Annotated in this window: 13 protein-coding genes; 8 read left to right on the top strand and 5 right to left on the bottom strand. The window is 55.8% G+C overall.

All coding sequences use genetic code 11. From position 1 onward, the window contains the following. Nucleotides 1-102: 102 nt before the first annotated feature. The 4 genes from VPK24_RS12965 to psbA form a co-directional block, all read right to left on the bottom strand. On the bottom strand, nucleotides 103-915 hold the full coding sequence (locus tag VPK24_RS12965; RefSeq protein ID WP_190355307.1) for an ABC transporter permease subunit: 813 nt from the start codon (nucleotides 913-915) through the stop codon (nucleotides 103-105). Nucleotides 916-1,248: 333 nt separating this feature from the next. Continuing rightward, entirely contained in the window at nucleotides 1,249-2,358 is a 1,110-nt protein-coding gene (locus VPK24_RS12960; RefSeq protein WP_393013942.1) for an ABC transporter ATP-binding protein, read from the bottom strand. 474 nt (nucleotides 2,359-2,832) lie between these two features. Beyond that, entirely contained in the window at nucleotides 2,833-3,684 is an 852-nt protein-coding gene (locus tag VPK24_RS12955; RefSeq protein ID WP_190355266.1) for an acyl-CoA desaturase, read from the bottom strand. A gap of 605 nt (nucleotides 3,685-4,289) precedes the next feature. Beyond that, nucleotides 4,290-5,417, bottom strand: a complete 1,128-nt coding sequence (psbA, locus tag VPK24_RS12950; protein ID WP_393013940.1) for a photosystem II q(b) protein — start codon at nucleotides 5,415-5,417, stop codon at nucleotides 4,290-4,292. A 691-nt stretch (nucleotides 5,418-6,108) separates the two neighbouring features. Between psbA and cbiT the strand changes: the two genes are divergently transcribed. The 5 genes from cbiT to recF all read left to right on the top strand — a co-directional run bounded on the left by cbiT (nucleotide 6,109) and on the right by recF (nucleotide 12,187). Continuing rightward, a complete protein-coding gene (cbiT, locus tag VPK24_RS12945) occupies nucleotides 6,109-6,714 on the top strand; it encodes a precorrin-6Y C5,15-methyltransferase subunit CbiT (protein ID WP_393013938.1) in 606 nt (201 codons plus the stop codon). A 123-nt stretch (nucleotides 6,715-6,837) separates the two neighbouring features. Continuing rightward, nucleotides 6,838-8,631: a glycoside hydrolase family 10 protein gene (locus VPK24_RS12940; RefSeq protein WP_393013936.1), complete on the top strand. Its 1,794-nt coding sequence runs from the start codon at nucleotides 6,838-6,840 to the stop codon at nucleotides 8,629-8,631. 1,062 nt (nucleotides 8,632-9,693) lie between these two features. Beyond that, the gene (locus tag VPK24_RS12935; RefSeq protein WP_393013934.1) at nucleotides 9,694-10,323 is read left to right on the top strand and encodes a GNAT family N-acetyltransferase; all 630 of its coding nucleotides are present in this window, start codon (nucleotides 9,694-9,696) and stop codon (nucleotides 10,321-10,323) included. 9 nt (nucleotides 10,324-10,332) lie between these two features. Next, nucleotides 10,333-10,863, top strand: coding sequence for a hypothetical protein (locus VPK24_RS12930; protein WP_393013932.1), 531 nt, complete (start codon nucleotides 10,333-10,335; stop codon nucleotides 10,861-10,863). Nucleotides 10,864-11,032: 169 nt separating this feature from the next. Then, complete coding sequence (recF, locus tag VPK24_RS12925; RefSeq protein WP_393014192.1) at nucleotides 11,033-12,187, top strand: DNA replication/repair protein RecF; 1,155 nt, start codon at nucleotides 11,033-11,035, stop codon at nucleotides 12,185-12,187. A gap of 114 nt (nucleotides 12,188-12,301) precedes the next feature. On the opposite strand, the gene VPK24_RS12920 is transcribed toward recF, so the two are convergent. Further along, the gene (locus VPK24_RS12920; protein ID WP_393013930.1) at nucleotides 12,302-12,769 is read right to left on the bottom strand and encodes a single-stranded DNA-binding protein; all 468 of its coding nucleotides are present in this window, start codon (nucleotides 12,767-12,769) and stop codon (nucleotides 12,302-12,304) included. 312 nt (nucleotides 12,770-13,081) lie between these two features. Between VPK24_RS12920 and VPK24_RS12915 the strand changes: the two genes are divergently transcribed. From VPK24_RS12915 to VPK24_RS12905, 3 genes are all read left to right on the top strand, one after another. Next, nucleotides 13,082-13,222: a hypothetical protein gene (locus tag VPK24_RS12915; protein WP_393013929.1), complete on the top strand. Its 141-nt coding sequence runs from the start codon at nucleotides 13,082-13,084 to the stop codon at nucleotides 13,220-13,222. A gap of 301 nt (nucleotides 13,223-13,523) precedes the next feature. Further along, on the top strand, nucleotides 13,524-18,824 hold the full coding sequence (locus tag VPK24_RS12910) for a hypothetical protein (protein WP_393013927.1): 5,301 nt from the start codon (nucleotides 13,524-13,526) through the stop codon (nucleotides 18,822-18,824). Continuing rightward, nucleotides 18,821-20,173 carry a hypothetical protein gene (locus VPK24_RS12905; protein WP_393013925.1) on the top strand — a complete coding sequence of 451 codons (1,353 nt, stop codon included), beginning with the start codon at nucleotides 18,821-18,823 and terminating at the stop codon, nucleotides 20,171-20,173. The genes VPK24_RS12910 and VPK24_RS12905 overlap by 4 nt, the downstream gene beginning before the upstream one ends.

Raw genomic sequence — 20,173 nt, 5'->3', positions numbered from 1 at the left:
ATTGCGTTTCCCGAATCGCACTCAGGCACTTGAACTCAGGCGATGGAATTTAAGCGATGAAATTTAGATGATCGCCCTAAAATCCAGAATGCAAGGAAATGCCTAAGAGCGCTGAAAACGGAAAGTTTCCACCGATTGGGCCGTTAGGAAAATACCGAGTAGGATATAGCTCAAAAACAAAATCACACTGCCTGTTTCGGGCACACCACGCACTGCCGCTTCGTAATGTTTCAGCAAGGATAAATGCCCGATCGCCTGGCCCACATCACCCCCGATCGCGTTAGCCAACAGATCAATAATCCAGAGGGAAAGATTGAGGGCAAAGGTCATCATCGCCGCCAAAACCGTGCTAGCCGTTAGGGATGACAGGAACATTCCCAGAGACAAAACGCCACCCCCCATCAGCAACAGCCCCAGGTGCCCCGATACTGCCACCCAAGGAGAAATGGGCGGATTAGAAGCCGCCAAAACAATCAATTCCAGCAACAAAATTGGAGCCAAAATGCTGGCAAAAAAGGTGAGCACCCCTAAGAGCTTGCCCAGGGCTACGGCCCAGTTCGTGATTGGTGATGTGGCTAGTAGCTCGATCGTGCCGCGTTTGCGCTCTTCGGTATAGAGACTCATGGACAAAATCGGCAGAATGAAAAGGGATAGTGACCCCAAACTCCCCAAATAAATTTTCAGAAACTCGTAGGGAACATCAATCGGCGGCACAGGAATGCCCATTTGCTGGCCCTGCATATCGCGCATGGCCGATTGGGCAATGATGCCCGCCGGTCCCAGCAGCACTGCTACAAAGAAAATGCCTGCAATTAACCAAAAAATACTAGCCACTCCATAGGCCAAGGGAGAGACAAAATAGCTCTGTAATTCTCGTTGATAGATGGCCACAATATTGGCCAAAATTACTCGCAATCGATGCCCTAAGTTAACAGCCATGCCTCAGTTTCAACCATCCTTGAGAAAAATCTAAAAGTTAGCCGTGAAAGATGAGCAAACCAAATCAAGAGGTCAGCATTAAAACCAGCATTAAGAATTGAAAGCTGAAAAGCAAGAAGAGTCAGTCATGGCAATTGGAAACAGGAAAGTGTTAGGAAGCAAGGTCAGAAGAAAGCACTCTTTGATAATGCAATTCGTTGACTAGCTGGTTGCCGGTTCTATATCCGTAACTCGCAATCCATGCGCAGAAAAGCTGGCAGCTCAAAACTGGTATGACAGATCAACCCTAGCGGGCCTTCCTAGCGGGCCTTATTCAGCAGCTTCCGGGGGCGAGTCTGGGGAAATGGCAAGGTCGATCGGTTCGGGATCCGCAGCCACCGGATCAAGGGAATCGATCGCCCCAGCTGTCTCCATTGGGGTCGTCGGTTCCTCCGTGGTCAAATCCAAGAACACATCTTCCAAGGTGGCTTGGCTGCGGCGCAATTCACATAGCCCCAAATCGGCGGCAATGATGGCGCGGGCAATTTCTTGGGCCGGTTCCGTATCTCGCTCGATCGCCACCTTCAACCGCAATCGATCGACCCGATCGCCTGGAGATCCTTGAAGCGTGACCGATCGCACTCCCGCCAACGTTTGCAACCGCTCCACCAACTGGGCCGCTCGATCAAGCAATTGCGGCGGCTCTCCTTCTGTCAGGATCACCAACGCCGACTCAGCGCCATCAATTTCCAAATCGTAGGCCGCGCCGCCCACACGACCCGCCATCAGGTTATCGGGGGTGTCGGTGGCCACCACCCGCCCACCGTTCACGATCGCCACCCGGCTGCAAGTCATGCTCACTTCCGGCAGGATGTGGGTGGACAAAATCACCGTATGGTCACCCGCCAAACTTTTGATTAGGTTACGGACTTCCGCAATTTGGCGCGGATCCAGACCCACCGTTGGCTCGTCCAACACAATGGCCGGTGGATCATGCACGATCGCCTGGGCAATCCCTACCCGCTGGCGATAGCCCTTCGACAATTTATTAATGATGGTTTTGCGGCGATCGCTCAAACCACAGCGCTCGATCGACCAGCGCACCCGCTCCGCCCGATCGCCCGCCGAAACGCCCTTAATCCGCGCCACAAAGTTCAAAAATCCCTCCACCGTCATGTCTGGGTAGAGGGGCGGCGTTTCTGGCAAATAGCCAATCCGTTCGCGCACCGCCATCGAATTGTCATGCACATCAAATCCCGCTACCCGCGCCGTGCCACTGGTAGCCGGTAGATAGCCGGTCAAAATCCGCATTGTGGTGGTTTTGCCTGCACCGTTGGGGCCCAAAAACCCCAAAATTTCTCCCGGCTCCACAGAAAACGTCACCTCGCGAATGGCTACGGTGCTGCCGTAGACCTTCCGCAACTGTTCCACTTCAATCATGGCGAGCGATCTCGGTCAAAAATCCCAGTCGATCGGCCCCAAAGCCGAGACCACGCCCCATTATGCCGCACGGCTTCCCGAACGACATGGCCCGATCGTCAACCGGTTCGATCGTTTCAAGAATTGTTAATGGTCGGGTCTATCAAGTCGATCGATCAATTCATGGGCTTTAAGATTTGATTTTAAGATTTGGTCTTAAGATTTGGTTTTGAGGTTTGGTTTTGAGGTTTGTTTTACAGATTTATTTTTAATGTACTTCTTAGACTTAAGATAAATTCACTAACAAAGACAAGAGAATTAAGCTCCTTGCACCGATGGTTTTTAGTTCTGTTTTTGAATTATTGAATCACGGATTTAATCAAGATACGGCTACCAACGAAAACAAGGGACTTAAGCCCCTTGTTTCGATGGTTTTCAGTTCTGTTTTTGAATTATTGAATCACGGATTCTGTTTCAAGCTTTCGGCTCAAAAGCTTATGACTCCAGCAACTCCGGCGGCTGATGAATATTGCGAGCCAAGCCCAAAATAGACAGCACCCAAATCGCCCACCAGGTCATATCAATTTCCCACCAACGCCAACCACATTTCGCCACATGGGGGTAGGCATGGTGATTGTTATGCCAACCTTCGCCATAGGTCAAAATGGCCGCCCACCAGAGATTGCGGGTGGTGTCTTCAGTTGCAAAGGGACGATAGCCCCCGTACAAATGGGTTACGGAATTGATGAACCAGGTGGAATGCCAAAGCAAAACGGCTCGCAGGAAAATGCCGTAAATCACAAAAGACCAACCACCCCAGAAATACAACCCGATCGCGATCGGGAGTTGCAGCCACAGGAAGTTTTGATTTAACCACCGATAAACGGGGTCGCGGGCCAAATCCGGCGCATAGCGTTGGTATTGATCGTATTCAAAAAACTCCGGCCGCGGATACAACATCCAGAGCATATGGCTCCACCAAAAACCGCGCCGAGAGGAATAGGGGTCTTTGTCTTCGTCTTCGGTGAAAGCGTGGTGCAATCGGTGACCCGCGACCCAAAAGATTGGCCCCCCTTGCAGCGCCATAGAGCCAATTAAGGCAATCAAATATTCTAGGGGTTTGGGCACTTGGAAACTGCGATGGCTGAGGAGGCGGTGAAAGCCGAGACAGATGCCAATGCTGCCAAATAGCCAGTGCAACAGGAGGCAAACTCCCAGGGCTGACCAAGAGAAAAACCAAGGGGCAGAGAGGGCAACAAGATGAAAGACAGCAAAGAATCCTACGGCCCACAGGTTTAACTTGACCGGCGGACGATCGGCTGATAGCTGTTTCCAAATAACGGTCATGAACACAACTCCTCAAGAGCCACAAATAAACCGGTGATTTCGGCTGGGGTGGTTTGGCCGAACAAAAAGGGGAGGTGCGATCGCGCAGTCTCCCCCATCCAATGAGTGCTGAGAATGACGAATCCGACGAATTAATCTGTGTCGATCTAAGGTGTGCAAAATGGTGCAAAGTTGTGCAAGAGAAATTTCAATTCATTTCAATCAACTTTGATTGCTCTGAGTTAACCAATGCTAATTTCAATCAATTTCGACTTATCTTGATTGATTTTCATTAATTAAGGTCAACTTTGATCAATCTTGGTTGATTGCAATTAATTTTATTCAATTGCAATCAATTGCAGTCAATCCACATCAACAATCGGTAGCTACTGAGATCGGGTCATTTCAAGATTGACAGAATTAGTCTGATCAAGCTCTGAAATTTCAACAGATTAAGACGAGCGGATTAAGACAAACGGATTAGGAGCGATCGCACCTGGAAATGGATTTGCGCTTCTACGGGGTAACGAATTCATGCCAACCATGACATTGATTCACCATTTCCATCAGCCTCAAGACCAATTTTGACACCACAAACTTTCAGTTAGCCTGTCACAAACTTTCAGTTAGCCTGCGATTGCGGGAGCTGTCAGGCTAGCGGGTTGAAAGTCCGCTTGAAAGTCCGATTGCAAGGCCGCAACGGGTTGAAAGTCCGCCGAACTTGCCAAATCCAAAGGAAACTGGTGCGCGTTCCGTTCATGCATCACTTCGATGCCCAAGTTGGCTCGATTCAACACATCAGCCCAGGTGTTAATCGGGTGTCCTTGGCTATCCAAAATGGAGTTATTGAAGTTAAATCCATTCAGGTTAAAAGACATGGTGGAAACGCCCAAGGCGGCGAACCAAATGCCAATCACGGGCCAAGCGGCTAAGAAGAAGTGCAACGAACGGGAATTGTTGAAGCTGGCGTATTGAAAAATCAACCGGCCAAAGTAACCGTGGGCTGCCACGATGTTGTAGGTTTCCGTTTCTTGGCCGAACTTGTAGCCATGATTAGGCGATTCGTTCATGTTGGTTTCCCGCACCAAGGAAGAGGTCACCAACGAGCCATGCATGGCGGAAAACAGTGCGCCACCAAAAACACCAGCCACACCCAACATATGGAAGGGGTGCATCAAGATATTGTGTTCCGGCGAGAACACAATCATGAAGTTGAAAGTGCCGGAAATGCCGAGCATCATGCCATCGGAAAAGCTACCTTGCCCGATCGGGTAAATCAACAAAACAGCGGTGGCAGCAGCGACGGGAGCCGAGAAGGCCACGGGAATCCAAGGACGCATTCCCAATCGGTAGCTCAGTTCCCATTGGCGACCCAGGTAGCTGTAGATCGCAATCAGGAAGTGGAAAACGATCAGCTCGTAGGGGCCACCGTTGTAGAGCCATTCATCCAATGAGGCGGCTTCCCAAATGGGGTAAAAGTGCAACCCGATCGCAGCGGACGGGGGAATAACGGTGGCGGAAATCAGATTGTTGCCATAGAGCAGGGAACCGGCAACGGGTTCGCGGATGCCGTCAATGTCTACGGGCGGCGCGGCAATGAATGCCAGGATGAAGACGATCGCGGCGGTCAGCATGGTGGGGATCATCAACACACCAAACCAGCCCACATACAAGCGGTTTTCGGTGCTGGTGATCCAGTTACAAAACCGATCCCAGCGACTAGGCGCGGGAGTTGATCGCAAAGATAGGGTCATTGATGAGTACCTCTGTCAAACCTTGGTCAAGGTTGGTATTCTGGGGACTCAGAAAGCCCACCAGACTTGGGGTTATGGCTACTGGAGGCCGAGCAAGCAGGAATTAAATGGGGGCACAGGGGCGATCGAACAAGTCGAAAGCGATTCCCTATGCCCCTATGGGACTAGCACTCCAGTGACGGACAATGCCTTAGATTCAGAGAGCTAATGCTTTGAACAACCCGCAAGCGATCGTCCAGTTAGCCTTCAGCCTTTGATTCCGGGCATTGCCCATTGAGATGGGACGCTCAATCTCCCAGGAATTGAGTGACCCCAGCCCGAACCTGTATTCGTTTTATAACTATAAAGCGATTGAAGAATCAAGCATTATCCAATCAACTGATAAAAATAACCTTGATCAATCAAATTTTCTAATTGATGAATCAGTCCATTCCGGGGCGATCGCCCAGTCGGTCGAAACCCTGATTCCACCCTGAGTGAATCGGAGCAGGGGCTGCGTGATTGCCGTCAAGTCGCCCACAATCCTGATTCCACCGTTGGCGGATCGTGGGGGCAAGGGGCTTAAGCCCCTTGTCTAGGGCGGTTAGGGCATGAAAAATCAACCGTTTCCGCTTGATTCCAGACAATGACGACCAGTTCTCGCAACCTCCAGTTCTCGCAACCTTGATATCGCTGATATCGTTGAATTTTTATGACCACACCTCTTTGGCCCTACGTCACACCCGGCATTCCCGATGATTTGTTTGAGCGGTTGCCGGGCATCCCAATGACCAAGCGCGAACCCCGGCTGGCGATTTTGTCCATGTTGCGGTTGTCGGTCAATTCCGTGCTGTGGGATATCGGTGCAGGAACGGGAACTATTTCAGTGGAAGCGGCTTTGATGATCCCGCAAGGGCAAGTGGTGGCGATCGAGCGAGATTCCGACGTGGTGCAACTGATTCGGACTAACTGCGATCGCTTTGGGGTCAAGAATGTGCGGGTGGTGGAAGGCAGCGCGCCAGACTGTTTTGGTTTGCTGAAGCAACCGCCCGATCGGGTCTGCATCGGTGGTGGGCGGCCCCTAAAGGATTTGTTGGAAACGGTGTGGGAACGACTGCCCTTGGGGGGGCGCGTGGTGGCCCTGTCTACCAGCCTGGAGGGCCTGTACGCCCTTTCGGAAGCCCTGGCGGAGGTGCAAGCGCTGAACATTGAGGTGGTGCAAGCGGCGGGCAATCGCTTGGAACGGCGGGCCAACAGCCAGGTTTTGGCGGCGATCGACCCGCTGTTCATTCTCTGTGGCGAGAAAGGCGAAGGTTAGGGGGATAGGCGGAGATTTTTAGGCAATCTATGCCGGCCTCGTCAGAAATGGTTCGTATTGCGCTATATCCTTGGGCATTTCCGCCCCTGCGGTGAACATGCGATCGAACGGGCAGCAACCACCATGACACGATCCCCAGCGCCCCTATCCGGCGTTTTGGCCAAATCCCAAGTATTAGCCAAGCCATTCCACAAACGATTAACCCAGTTATTCACCAAGCCATTCCACAAGCCATTCCACAAGCCGTTATTTTTGGGCAGGCTATCGCCGGGCACATTACTCTCGATCGCCTTACTCTCGGGCGCGATCGGGGCGGGGCCCCTAGCGCTGGGGGCGATCGCAGCCCCCACCGATGGCGGTAATCATTGGTCGCGAAGCTGTTTGGCAGCTTTGGCCGAGCGGCGATGGCTGTCCCTCAACAGCGCTGGGCAATTTCAGCCCGATGAGCCAGCCACCCCGGAAGATTTGGCGCGGCTGCTGAATCAGGCTGTTCCAGAAGGCCCCCCGATCGCCCGCACCGGCAAAGACAACGAACCACTGCGCCGCGATCGGGCAATTGCCATCATCATGACCCGCTTGGGCTGGACGGATAACGCGGCCGACCCTCGGGCTGGAACCCTGTTGCGCCAAACCTTTGAAGATGGTGAACGGGTGGAATTTCCAGTGCGATCGGCCGTGGCCGCCGCCGTCCGGGCCGGCAAGGTGGTGAGCTATCCCAACCCCCGTCGCTTGGAACCGGAGCGATCGGTCACCCGAGGAGAAGCCGCCGCTTTCCTCTGCCAGGCCCTGAATGATCGGTTGGAAGCCCCCGCCACCGATGCCTTCACACCCTTCGTGGCCCGGCCGCCGGAAACGCGCGGCGCTTGGTTAACCAACATTGACAGCGATATTTTGTTCGATCGCGATCGCCTGCGCCAGGCCCTCGAAAACCTGAAGGCCGCCAACTTCAACACCGTTTACATCACCGTTTGGAACGGCGGCTACACCCTCTACCCCAGCGAAGTGGCCGAACGGGCCAGCGGTCAACGCATTGACCCCCACCCCGAACTGCAAGAGCGAGACATCCTCGCCGAGGCGATCGCCGAAGGTCGTCGTTTAGGTTTGGCCGTTGTGCCCTGGTTGGAATTTGGCTTAATGACTCCGGCCAACTCCGAGTTAGCTCGGCGAAATCCAGGTTGGATTGCCCAGCGCCGTGACGGTTCCAACCGGTTTCAGTACGGACGCGATACCCGGGTTTGGCTGAATCCTGGCCATCCGGATGTGCAGAAATTCATGACCGATTTGGTGGATGAGCTGGTTTCTCGCTACCCGGTGGACGGAATTCAATTTGATGACCATTTCGCCTATCCGGTGGAGTTGGGCTATGACCCCACCACCTTGGCCCAATACGCCCTGGAGCGAGATGGCCAAACCCCGCCGGATTTAGCCACAGATCCAGACTGGATGCGCTGGCGATCGGGTCGGCTAACACAACTGATGGGGCAAATTCAACAAACCCTCAAGGCCAAGCGACCGACTGCGATCATGTCCCTTTCGCCCAATCCCCAACCCTTTGCCTACAGCACTTCCTTGCAATCTTGGTCAGACTGGGTGGGGCGCGGCTGGATTGATGAACTGATTGTGCAAATTTACCGGGAAGATTCGGCCCTTTTTGAGGCGGAACTGCTCGATCGGGATTTACAAATTGCCAGTTACAAAATTCCCGTCAGCGTCGGCATTCTCACGGGTTTGAAGGTCAAGCCCATGCCGATCGATCGCGTGGCCGCCCAAGTGCAACTGGTGCGCCAAAAGCAACTGGCCGGCGTGTCCTTCTTTTTCTATGAAAGCCTGTGGAATTTGACTTCTGAGAACCGAGAGCGCCGCCAACAAACCATCCGCCGACTCTTTTTCAACCCCGCCTTCCGCTCCAATCGCTAATCCTTATCCACCAGCGGGCGATCGATGGGTTGCATTGCTCAGCCCATTGAGCAACTAGCCCCCTTATGTCTTATGGGGATTGGTTACCTGAAAAACCCATCCCCATTTCTCCAAAAATTTGACTGCTCCCTTTAGCAAAAATGATGGGTGAGCGACAAAATTAGTTCGCTCCTATTTAAAGATTGCTTGAAGATTGGAGAGATAGATTGAGTTTTTATGGGTTTCACCAAATAATGGATGAATCGTAATTTAACGACAACCCTAGAATCAACTCAAGATGGGTTGTATGGGTGCTGTAAGGATAGCGCTTGACATAATTCAAGGAAGACTGTCAAGAACCTGTGGCCGTGCCCACCGATCAACATTTGGGATCTAAATTAAGCTGAAGTTCGGATGGAATTTTTTCTGCATCCCACTTCGGCCTTGCTGCCTCATGATCGCAATAGGGCCTGAATTGATCAAGTTCAGGTTAAATTTCATACTTGATTTATTGCTGCAGCTTTCTTTTTTAAGACCTAATTGAATGTTGAATTGAAGTGATCGCCCTTCTTTTTTGCAGATCTCAGATTTTCAGGATCTCCATGTGTCAATCAATACCCGATCGTCTAGGATCAAATCCTGATTTGCTTCTGGACTGGTCAGGATATGATCGAATGCAAGCTTTGCTCTTTTCCTAAGAAGACGATTTAAAAACCCCCTTAGAAACCACCGGACTATTGGTTCTAAGCGGAGATAAATGAGTTCTAGGAGATTGCTAATGCGGCATTGGGGCAGTGAAATTTCATGGAGTTGACATTGACAGGGACGTGATTGCTAGGTGGGCAAAATTCAGTTAGCCTTCCCGCAATTTTCCCCATCGATTGTTATCAACCATGGTGTTGAGTGTTGCTCGATCGCTAGGTGGCCAGACACCCCATCCCCCAAAGACCCTAAAAAGAGTTCCCGCCAGGGGCCCGAAACGCACCCGAGAAAGCGCCCGAGACTGAGGAGGCTAATCAACAGTCGGCGCAGGTGTGAAGATGGTTAGCATCAAAGCAGTTCGCTGCTGTTGATGGGTGGTTGGTGTTCCTAAAGATTGTGGCCCCGTTGCTCATGCTGATTCCCCAAAACCTGGTTCGATCGAGTTACCCATGCGCTGACCTGCCTTTGCAAATCCGACCGGCGGAGTTTCGAGACTTAGCCGAGTTAGCCGATTTGTTGGCGGACAGCTTTCACCGACGACAGGGCTGGTGGCGTTGGCTGTTCCCCCTGTTGCGGGCTGGCATCTACGAAGATTTGCGAACGCGACTGCAATCCCAACGCGATCGCTGTCTGTGTTTGGTGGCTCTCACGGCCCCCACGGCGGCGACGGGTCGGGTTCAGCATCCTGAGCTGATCGGCACGATCGAGATTGCAGCACGCTCCAATCTGCCTTGGCGATTGAACCAACATCACTATCCCTACATTTCCAATCTGGCGGTACGCACCGACTATCGTCGGCGGGGGGTTGCGCTCCAACTCCTGTCCGCTTGTGAAGAAGTGGCACGTCACTGGGATAGTCCCGCCCTGTATCTTCATGTCCTGGCCGATAATTGTGCGGCGAGGCGGTTATACGATCGAGCTGGCTTTTTACCCAGCGGGCGATCGGGCGGTGGTTCTCGACCCAGTTGGCAACGTTCCACACGTCTGTTGTTGCAAAAGCCATTGGGGTAAGCTACGACCGTGATTCGCCTCTCTCTCTCTCCCGATCGTTTTTCCATCGCCGCCCATCGAGACCCGTCCCACGTCGCCTCTGTGTTTCAGCTTGACCCGCCGCCCCTCGATCCGATCAACCCCGAATCGCCCCTCGGCCGTGTTCTGAGTGGTCAGGTTTGGATTGTCAACAATCGCCGCCGCAACGGCCTGTTGTTGATCAAAGAGTTTTATGCCGAATTTGCGGGGCCCGGGGCGGCGGTGGGTGGTCTGGTGGATCAAGACTGTCAGGCGGTGATTCCACTGGGAGATTTTGAGCTGTTGCTGCCCAAGTCTTTAAAGGAGCAGGAAACAGGCTATCGCATCCGGTTGCAATGGCTGAAGTTAGTGGAACGGTTCACGGCGCGGGGCGATGCCAAGCAGCGGGCCCGCAAACTACTGGATCAGTTTGAAGAATTTTTCGATCGTCCTGATATTGACAAGTTACCCGATCAAGTGCTGGCAGCGGCCGTTGGTGTATTGCCCCACGTGATTCGTGCGGCCCGCCACAAGCGCTCCTAGGGGATGTCGGATGAGTACTCATGAATATCGATTGGCGTATTGATGAGCAGCGTCGGCTTCAGCCCCCCGATCGAACGGGTTTGCACCTGCACAACGAACTTGCGGTGCGTGGGAGAGGGCGTTTGGTGTTTTGATGGTTGGGTTCTTTTCGATCGCCCCGGTCGCCGTCGTGTATCTCCAGCGTCTGCATCTGCGCCAGTTTCGGAACTATGCCGAGCAGTGGGTTGAATTTGTTGCACCCAAGACAATCCTGGTGGGGGACAATGCCCAGGGCAAATCCAACCTTTTGGAGGCGGTGGAGCTGCTGGCCACCCTGCGATCGCACCGCACCAGCCGCGATGGAGACTTGGTGCGATCGGCCCAAGACTGTGCCCAAATTACCGGTTGGATCGATCGAGCAGCGGGGCCCCTGGAACTGAGCTTGAGCCTGCGACGGGTGGGCAGACGCACCCTGGTGCGGAGCGGCGAAACCCTGCGGCGGCAACTCGACGGACTGGGATCCCTGAATGCGGTGGAATTTTCCAGCCTTGATCTGGACTTGGTGCGGGGCGGGCCGGAACAGCGCCGCCGTTGGTTAGATGGCTTGGTGATGCAACTGGAGCCAATCTATGCGCACCTGTTGCGCCAATACGAGCGGGTGTTGCGCCAACGGAATGCCCTGTTGCGAGATTGGGCCAAGCAACGCCGCCAGGGTCAGGCCTTGAGCGATCGAGTGGCAGAGCTGGCCGTGTGGGATGCGCAATTGGCGGCTACGGGAACCCGGCTAATTCGACGGCGGGCCAGGGCGATCGCCCGGTTAGCCCCCTTGGCCGGTCGTTGGCATGGGGCCATTAGCGGCCGTGTGGAAACCCTGACGCTGACCTATGCGCCAAATGTGGCGATCGCGCCGGATGTGTGGCAATTGCCGGCCCTGGAAGAAGCGCGGGCCATTGAAGCCACCCTGCTGGCCCAAATGCGCGATCGGGCGGAAATTGAGCAATATCAAGGCACATCCCTGGTGGGCCCCCACCGGGATGAAGTGACCCTCGCGGTGGATGATGCCCCGGCCAAACAGTACGGCTCCCAAGGGCAACAACGCACATTAGTTTTGGCGCTGAAGCTGGCGGAACTTTGCGCGATCGAGGCCGTGGTGGGGGAACCGCCGCTGTTGCTGTTGGATGACGTTTTGGCGGAACTGGACTTAGCCCGCCAAAACCAATTATTAGGGGCGATCGCCGATCGGTTTCAAACCATTGTCACCACCACGCACCTGGGAGCCTTTGATGCTCGCTGGCTGGATTCGGCCCAGGTGCTGACGGTGCGATCGGGCGAGATCGTAGCTTGAGGGCCTGATTCAAGAAGTTTCAGTCCGGAAGTTTGAACCTTTGAATTCGGCTAAATTTGGCTAAATTCAACTAAATTCGGCTAAATTCAACTAAATTTGACTGAATTCAATTCGTTAAAACGGAATTTCATCATAATCTAGCTCATCACTCGGAGCCGGAGCCGGAGCCGGGGTCGGAGCCGGGGTCGGACGAGGCGGCACGGTGGCAGCCGGCGGCGGAGCCGATCGATAGCTGGCATTGGTGGGCGGGGCCACGGGCGCGGCCATGGCTGAGCTGGCCAGCGATCCCAAGCTGTGAACACGGCCCACCCGCAACTCGGCCCGTTTTTCCTTAAACCCTTCGGGACGATCGATCGTGGTCATGGTGAGTCGGCCTTCCAAAATCACCCGATCACCCTGATGGCAAGACTGCTGAATTTCATTGGCCAAATTGCCAAACCCCACCGCCTTAATCGTCGCGGACGGATCTTCAGGGCGCTGCCCCGGAAATTGCACCAACATCTCCGCGATCGCCAAGTTATCCGGCGTGTAGCGCAGTTCGGGATCCTTCACCACCTCTGCCATCAACACACAGCTATTCATGACGCGATCGCCTCCAAAATTACGAACATCAATCAATACCTAACCTTTAGACCTAGCACTTTCTCTCTCCTTCATGCCAAGCCTTGGTCTCTAGTTTCAAGGCCCTCGCCGCCAAAAGCAAATGATTGGGGTGATCAGGGCGAATTACAGCCCACCGGAATCGCCACCCCATCGGAATTGCATGAGAGACCCAGTTAGAGGTTAAGCTTGGCTGCCGATCGGCCCCCGGCCAGTTGTTAAAGATAGTTAAAAAATCGCAAAACCACCAGCAAATTAGGCGTGAATTGAGCGCAAGGACAACCGCGCCTGGCGGTGACCATGCCCTCCTTGGGGGCCATCGTGATTCTCTGGCCCTCTTTGGGGTTAATCAACGGTCTATCTCCCCTTCAAGCGACCCAGCGCGATCGCTCGTCAATGGGCAAGGCGATCGCACCCGCGCCCAGGGATATTTAACAAGACCCAAAAGGGACAAAGCCAGCGGCTGAACGGCACGTTGGTTGATGTCTGGGGTTGTAGCTGTTAGAACGTAAGGGTTAATCAACGGTGATTGAGCGGATGAAGCTGACTTCGCCGCAATAAAGCAGGAAGCCTCCTGATTGCCGCGTTCGCTGGCGAGTCGCAGCCATGATTTAGAGAAACCGTAACGGAAAGAAGCAGGAACCCGACTCGCGAGGCTCGGGAATCGCCGCCCATCAGGGGTGGAGAAGATGTCAACAGCGCTGTAACCAAAACGTTTGGGTAAGGGTTTGTCGTCGTGACGCTCGATCAAGACTTGGAAATTAAAAGCCTTTTGGCCGACCTAGACGCGGCTCTTGCTGCGGCTGGTAACGATACAACGCCGGTTCAAGCGCCCCGAGCCTTAATCGAGCAGGTGCGAAGTCGTTTAACCCAATTGGCGACTTCGACCACGGATGCCGGTGAGGTAGCGATCGATGAGGCCCTGTGGGTGCAGCAGTCTTGGGATGCGCTCGCGCCGGACTTGCAAACGGAACCACCGGCCACCACCACCGTGCAAGCTTTGGCCCAAGGACTGCTGCGATCGATGCAGCAGGAGATTGACCAACTGCGCCAAGGGGCGATCGCCCCAATCCAGTCAGATTTGGAGTCTCTGCGTCAACAGCGCCAAATCCTGAGCGAAGAAATTGCCCAACTGGAAAATCAGCGCCAGTATTACCAATCCCTGGCCCAGCAGCAGGCGAACCAAGAGCAGATCATCGGCGACTTTTTGCAACAAGTGCGCGATCGCCTGCAAACCAGCATCACCGACCAAGTTTCGCAGCTCGTGGCCCGCAAGGAAGCGGCCCCTAGCTCCCAAGACCTCACGGAACTGGACAGCTCCGCCAGCAACATTCTGGAGCATTTGCAAACGACCCTTAACACCATCACCAGCACCCTGCAATCCAATTCGCAGCGCTACGAAGAGGCTCTGAATGCGGCCCTGGAGCGGATGCATGTGTTGGGCGAAGAGAGTGAAGCGGTGCTCGATCACTGGCTCAGTCGTTTGGCTTCGGCCCTGGGCCGCGATTTGCCGGCCGACGAAGCCGCGATCGAGGGCCGTTCTGAGGCAATCAACACGACCGATGAACGCTCATCGGCGATCGCCACCAGTTTGGCCCTGTCGGCCCTGGGAGGTGGGGCGATCGCGGCCACGGCTGCGGCCACCGCAAACCCCGCCGACGCTACGGAAACCGACGCTACGGAAGCCGCACCCCTCGATTTGGATCTGAACTATGACTTGCCCACCGATGACACATCGGATTGGGCGGGGAGTTCGGGTTTCGGTGAACCTGAGGCCGCTGAACAGGGGAGCGAGCTGACAACGGCCGAGGCTGGTCAAGGGCCGGATGCGCTGGATTTGGATCTGAACCTGGCGATCGATTCCACGGCCCATGACCCCACGGCAGACCTGAGCACGATCGCCCCGATCGAGTCTCTTCCCGATTCGGAAGCTGATTTCAGGGCTGAACCGGATCCGCTGCTAGCTCCCGATCAAGACAACAGCGCCGCCACGGACGATCTCGGGGCCATTGATGATCAAGCCATTGCCGATCAGGCCGTTGATGATCAGACCATTGGCGACATTGACTTTGATGCCCTGGATCTGCCGCCCTTGACAACGGAATCGATCGCGGCGGGAAATTCAGCAATCGAACTGAACGAGGCGATCGACTCGCCCACCACGGAACCGGCGATCGCCGCCGAAGCGCCCGCGCCAACCGACAGCGACGATCTAGACACCAGCGATCCCACCTGGATTGGCTCCGAGGAAGATATTTTTTCGGATGTGGATGCCATCTTCCGGTTTGATGACCCCGTGGAGCCGACAACCACCGCCCCGGGTGATTCAGCCTCAAATGATGCCGACCCAGGCGATTGGGATCCTTTGGCCGCCGTGACAGGGGCAACCGTGGCCGGCGTTGGCCTGCTGGGCGTGGCCGCTTCAGCGGAAGCTGCCCTCCCGCCCGCAGACCTGCCGATCGCCCTGGATGCGATCGCCCCACCTCCCTTTCTCGATTACGGCGCAGAGCCGGATCTCAGCGATAGCCCTCCCTTGCCCGATGGCCAATCCCCGGCGGACATCATCGACGCGGTGGATGCCACCAGCGAGGTCACTAATCTGGATCTGCCTTGGCAAGCGGAATCCACCGCCACGGCAGATTTGAGCAGCTTTAGCGGCGGTGGGGGTTCGTTCACCACGGCCGGCGGCTTGGATCTGGATGGGCCAAGCTCGGCGCTGGGGTTAGACCTCCCTTCAGACCTCTCTTCAGACCTCTCTTCAGGGGTGAATTTTGAGGCGATCGGGGAGCCAACTGCTGCACCGGAGGCGATCGAAGCGGCCGCCGCCAGTGAATTCAGCCCCCTCGCGGGGCTTGAGGATTGGTCAGTGGAGCCGGATTTGGAAGCGGTCGCCCCCGCCGATAGTGTTTTGCCAGAACCCTGGCTGGACTCGGAACTCACGGGTGATGCAGACCTGGCCGAGGACGTGAGCCAGTGGGATCAAATTGCGGTGGAAGCCCCGGATGCGGGTAGCTCGCCCCTTGAGCCGACCGATGCTTGGGATTTGGGGAATGAAGTTCCATCCCTGGAACCCGATGCCGAAGATTCCGAGTTTGCTCAAGCATTCCCCTCCGAGCCTGACCCCAGTGCTGGACTGGATCTCGGTCTTGAACTGGATCCGGAGCCGGAGTTACCGCCGCTGGCCGCTGAGTTGGCTTCCGAGTCGGAAGATTTGGGCGGTGATTTGCGGGCGGAGCTGGCCGCTTGGCAGCAACCCAGTGATGCTGGGGTCAGTGATGATCTGGAGTCGATCACCCCGTCCATCGAAGATTCCTTCTGGCAAGTGGAGGAAGAGGAACAGCCGATCGAAAGCTCGATCGCTCCCAGTGATTTGGAATTGCCAACACCGGAAGCCATTGCCACCTTTGATCCGCTCAATCAGTTTGACCAATTCCTTGAGCAACCCCTTGAGGAATCGTTTGAGGAATCGTTTGATCAACTGCCTGAACCGTCGCTAGATCAGCCCGAGGATGATCTGTTCGCACAAAGTCTTGACCCAGGCATCGACCCAGCGATCGAACTAGAGCCAGAGTTGATGTCTGCCTTCGACGGCACACCCGACACCAGCTTGGTGGCAGAAGAAACGCCCGGGTTTGAAGGATCCTGGTCAGATGAGCCTTCCGATCTGCTGGCGGCGGAATCGGCGGCCCCAGCAGATCTCCTGGGAGGCGCGGCGGATGATGACCTCGGCCTTGACCTATCGCTAGATGTGGCCAGTGACAGCGACCTCGGAGCGATCGACCTATCCGGCAATGTTGAATCGCTCCACCCGAGCTTGGAGGCTGACCTGGACGCGGGCGACTTGGCAGACTTGGGAGTCGCTGATCTGGGAGCCATCGAACTGGCGGGCGATGGGGCGAGTGATCTGGGTGGTGATCTGAATGATTTGGATCATGATTTGGACTTGGCCACTGATCTGGCTGACGACCCAGGATCGAATCTGGAAGCGGCCTTGGGCACAGACTTGGGCGCGGATTTCGATCAGTCCACTTCGGCCGATGAACTCAACACCCCAGGTTTCGAGAACCTGGAATTCTTGGCCGCCCCCATCGGTAGCCTGTTGCCCCCCGACCAGGGACAACCGATCGGAGAGACCGAAGATGAAGTAACGTTTGATTTCTGGGACGGCGAAACGAACCAGCCAGCCCCGGAACCCGAGTTGGCATCCGACGGGGCGATCGAGCCGGGCCTCGAAGGGTCGGATTTAGGCGATTTGGCATTACCGGAAGACTTGGTATTGCCGGACGGCGGTTCCGGGTCTGATTTTGGTGCAGACTTTGGCGATGATCTGCTGCCAGGTTTGGATTTGCCGGTGGATGAGGCGATCGAGGAACCCAATGATTTCACAACCGACGCGGCCATCGGTTCCGCGATCGATTTGACCTCGGAAGCAGCCGATTTTGCGATCGCCAGTTCCGGGGATGCAGCCCTTGAGGCCCTGGAAACCCCAGATTTGGAATGGTCTTCCGAGCTTCTGGACTCGTCGGAAGCCTCGTTGCCGAACGAATTTGCAGAGGCATTCCCAGCCGACTCGGCTGCTGTGACCGACTTGGGTTTGGATCTGTCCTTGCCCGCCGATGAACAAACCCAAAGCGATCCCTTCGATGCCGGTTTAGAGGCGATCGCAGGATTGCGCGACGACCTGAGTTTCGGTGATATCAGCAACGCCTTTGGCAATGTTCTGGATTCCGAGGCCACAGCGGATTTATCGGAACTGGAAACCGACGCAGCCCTCAATTTCCCTGAGCAAGTAGATTGGGAAGCGGCCTTGGCGGAACCGGCTGCTGAGCAGAATTTGGCCGCCGAGGACTTGACCACGGAGGCGGCGACCGCTGATGCATGGACCGATCTAGGCAACGCCAACGATCCCAGCGTCAGCGCTCCCATGGAGTTAGGTCAATTCATGACTGACGCATGGACTGACTTAGACAACGCCAGCAATTCCAATGCTGACGATCCAGAGGAGTCCAGTGACCTCACCGCCTATTTCACTGAGTTCAGCGATCAACCGTCAACGGCCGCTGAGGCCGAAGAGCAACCGGCATCCCTGGAGTCCCTGGACTTGGGCGATGGTTTGGATTCCCCGATCGAGGATTTAGGCGACGATCCCGGGACGGCGTTCGGCATCGAGGGACTGAGCGATGAAGTGGGCGATAATTTGGGTTTAGAGCCAGACTTCAGCGCTGACTTCAACCCGGGCCTAGGGGCCGATTTGGGATCCACTGAGTTCAACCCTTTGGCGGACTTGGAGACCAATCTGGAAACCGCTGCGGATCCTGATTTCTTGGCGGCGGTTGGTGAAGCCAATGACGATCCGCTGCTAGAGTTTGCCAATAACTCAGGCTTGGAACTGCCGGAACTTGCCGCTGAGGATGAATCGGACTTCGCTACCGATCTGGATCTCGGCTCGGATCTCAACCTGGCCGCAGAAGCCAGCGCAGACGATTTCGATTGGGCCGCGGATTCCACGCCCCCGATCGCCCCGGAAGCCGACGCTGCACCGCTGGAGATGGATAACCTGCTGCTGGAGATGGGAGAGGCCACGGATGATGGGGCGATCGCCCCGTCCCTTCTAGATTTCAATGCTGAAGCTGAGGATCTCGACTTTGGCGACGGGGCCACAGCCAACGCGGAGCCGCTGGCCGCTTTAGATCCGCTGGATTTGGATCTGCCTTCCTTCGATGAGGCCATGGGTGAGTCGCTGTCGTTGGATGATGTGACGGCGAATTCCTTAGAAATCAGCAGCCTGGATCAAGCCCTTGACATGGGAATGGCGGCCTTTGAGCTGCCCAATGCGCCAACGGATGGCTCTTTGGATCCGATTGCCCTGGATCTCACCGGTGGGACTGATTTTGACCCAACGGCGCTGGATGCGGCCTTGACGGAATTTGGTGAGTCATCGGTTTCCCCCTTGGGCGAACTGGATCCAGAGCTGGATGCACTGCTGGCGGAATCCCTGCTGGCGGATACTGACCTGGACGAAACCAAGAAGGAATGAGCCGATCGACTGATGGGCGCTGGTGTTTGGGCCTCAGTTTAGGAGACGGACTCTGGGCAGTGGCCCTGCGCGATCGCCAGTCCGATCGGGTCGGGCTGCTCGGTCAAGTCCAAGCCGGTGGCACAACCTTCGCTCAACCCTGGAGTTCATTAGGCTGGGAGTCACCGGAATCCGGCGGCTCTCGGTTGCTACTGGATGCAGGATTGCCCTACCGCAATCCCCAAACGGGCCAAGCGCATCCCCTGGTCACCTGGGCCGGTGAATTGCAGCCCTTGCCACAATTGCTGGAGACGCTAGCCGAGTCCCTGGCAAGGTTGCGGGATCCGGCGATCGCCTGGGTCACCGCCACCGGAAAGCCTGTGCCGAGCCAGGTGCTGCGATCGGTTGAGGACGTGGTAGTGGGCTATCCTGTCCCCTCTGGGGAGGCCTTTCGGTTCAACAGTCGAGAACTGGTGCTGAAGGCTGGCTTGGTCACCCACGGTCAACGGGTGATGACGGTGGCCGAAGGATTGGGGGCGGCCTTGGGTTGGGATGGGCTGCAAGGTTGGGGCTGCTGCTGGGTGATTGATTTGGCGTTGCCAGGCCCTTTGCCCCTTCCCCAATCGCCCACCCAAGCCCCCTTAACCCAAGCTCACCTAACCCAAATCACCTTGCTCGATCGGGACTTTGGCCGACAACTGGGCCAAACCCACGGCTTAACTGGCCCATGGCATGGTTGGCCCCAATGGATTGAAACCCTAAATTCAGCCCTCAATCATTTGGTGGCCCAATCGGGCATTGCCCCCCAAAAGGTGGAACGGATTTTGTTGCGTGGCGCGATCGCCCAAGCACCTCGATCGGGCGAACCCACCCGGGCCCTTCAGGATTACCTGCGCCAAAAATGCCCCAGCGCCACGCTCCATTGGGAACCCCCCTCCCAACCCTTGGGACGATTGGCCATGGGGTTGAGTCGGATGGTGGACTGTCCGCCCTGGGACGATGCCAAGCCCTATGATGACTACTTCCTGTTTGCGGCCCTGTTGCGCCATTTGACCCCGGAACCTCAACCGCTCGATCGGCTCTTGGAAGCCTTGGCGCAAGATGGCATTCACGGCCGCACCTGCCGTCGATCGATTCAACAACTGCTGGCGGGGGAAATTCCGCCCGGTCTGTTGCCCCATCCATGCTGGGCTCCCAACTCCCTAGCGGATCCGGACTATCAAGCGCTGGCGGCCCAATCGCCATTTCAATGCTTAGCTAGCGGGTGGTATGCTCTCGATGCTTCGGCCGGAACCCGTTGGCGGCGCTATTTAGGCCTGGTGTGGGGGAGATCGAGCACGGCGGCTTTGGAACCGATCGGGGCGATCTAG

Origin of the sequence: Limnothrix redekei LRLZ20PSL1 (assembly GCF_043235035.1) — a bacterium.
In the GTDB taxonomy this organism is placed as follows: domain Bacteria; phylum Cyanobacteriota; class Cyanobacteriia; order CACIAM-69d; family CACIAM-69d; genus CACIAM-69d.
The sequence above is the reverse complement of the archived record's forward strand: the minus strand, read 5'-3'. Positions and strand labels throughout refer to the sequence as shown.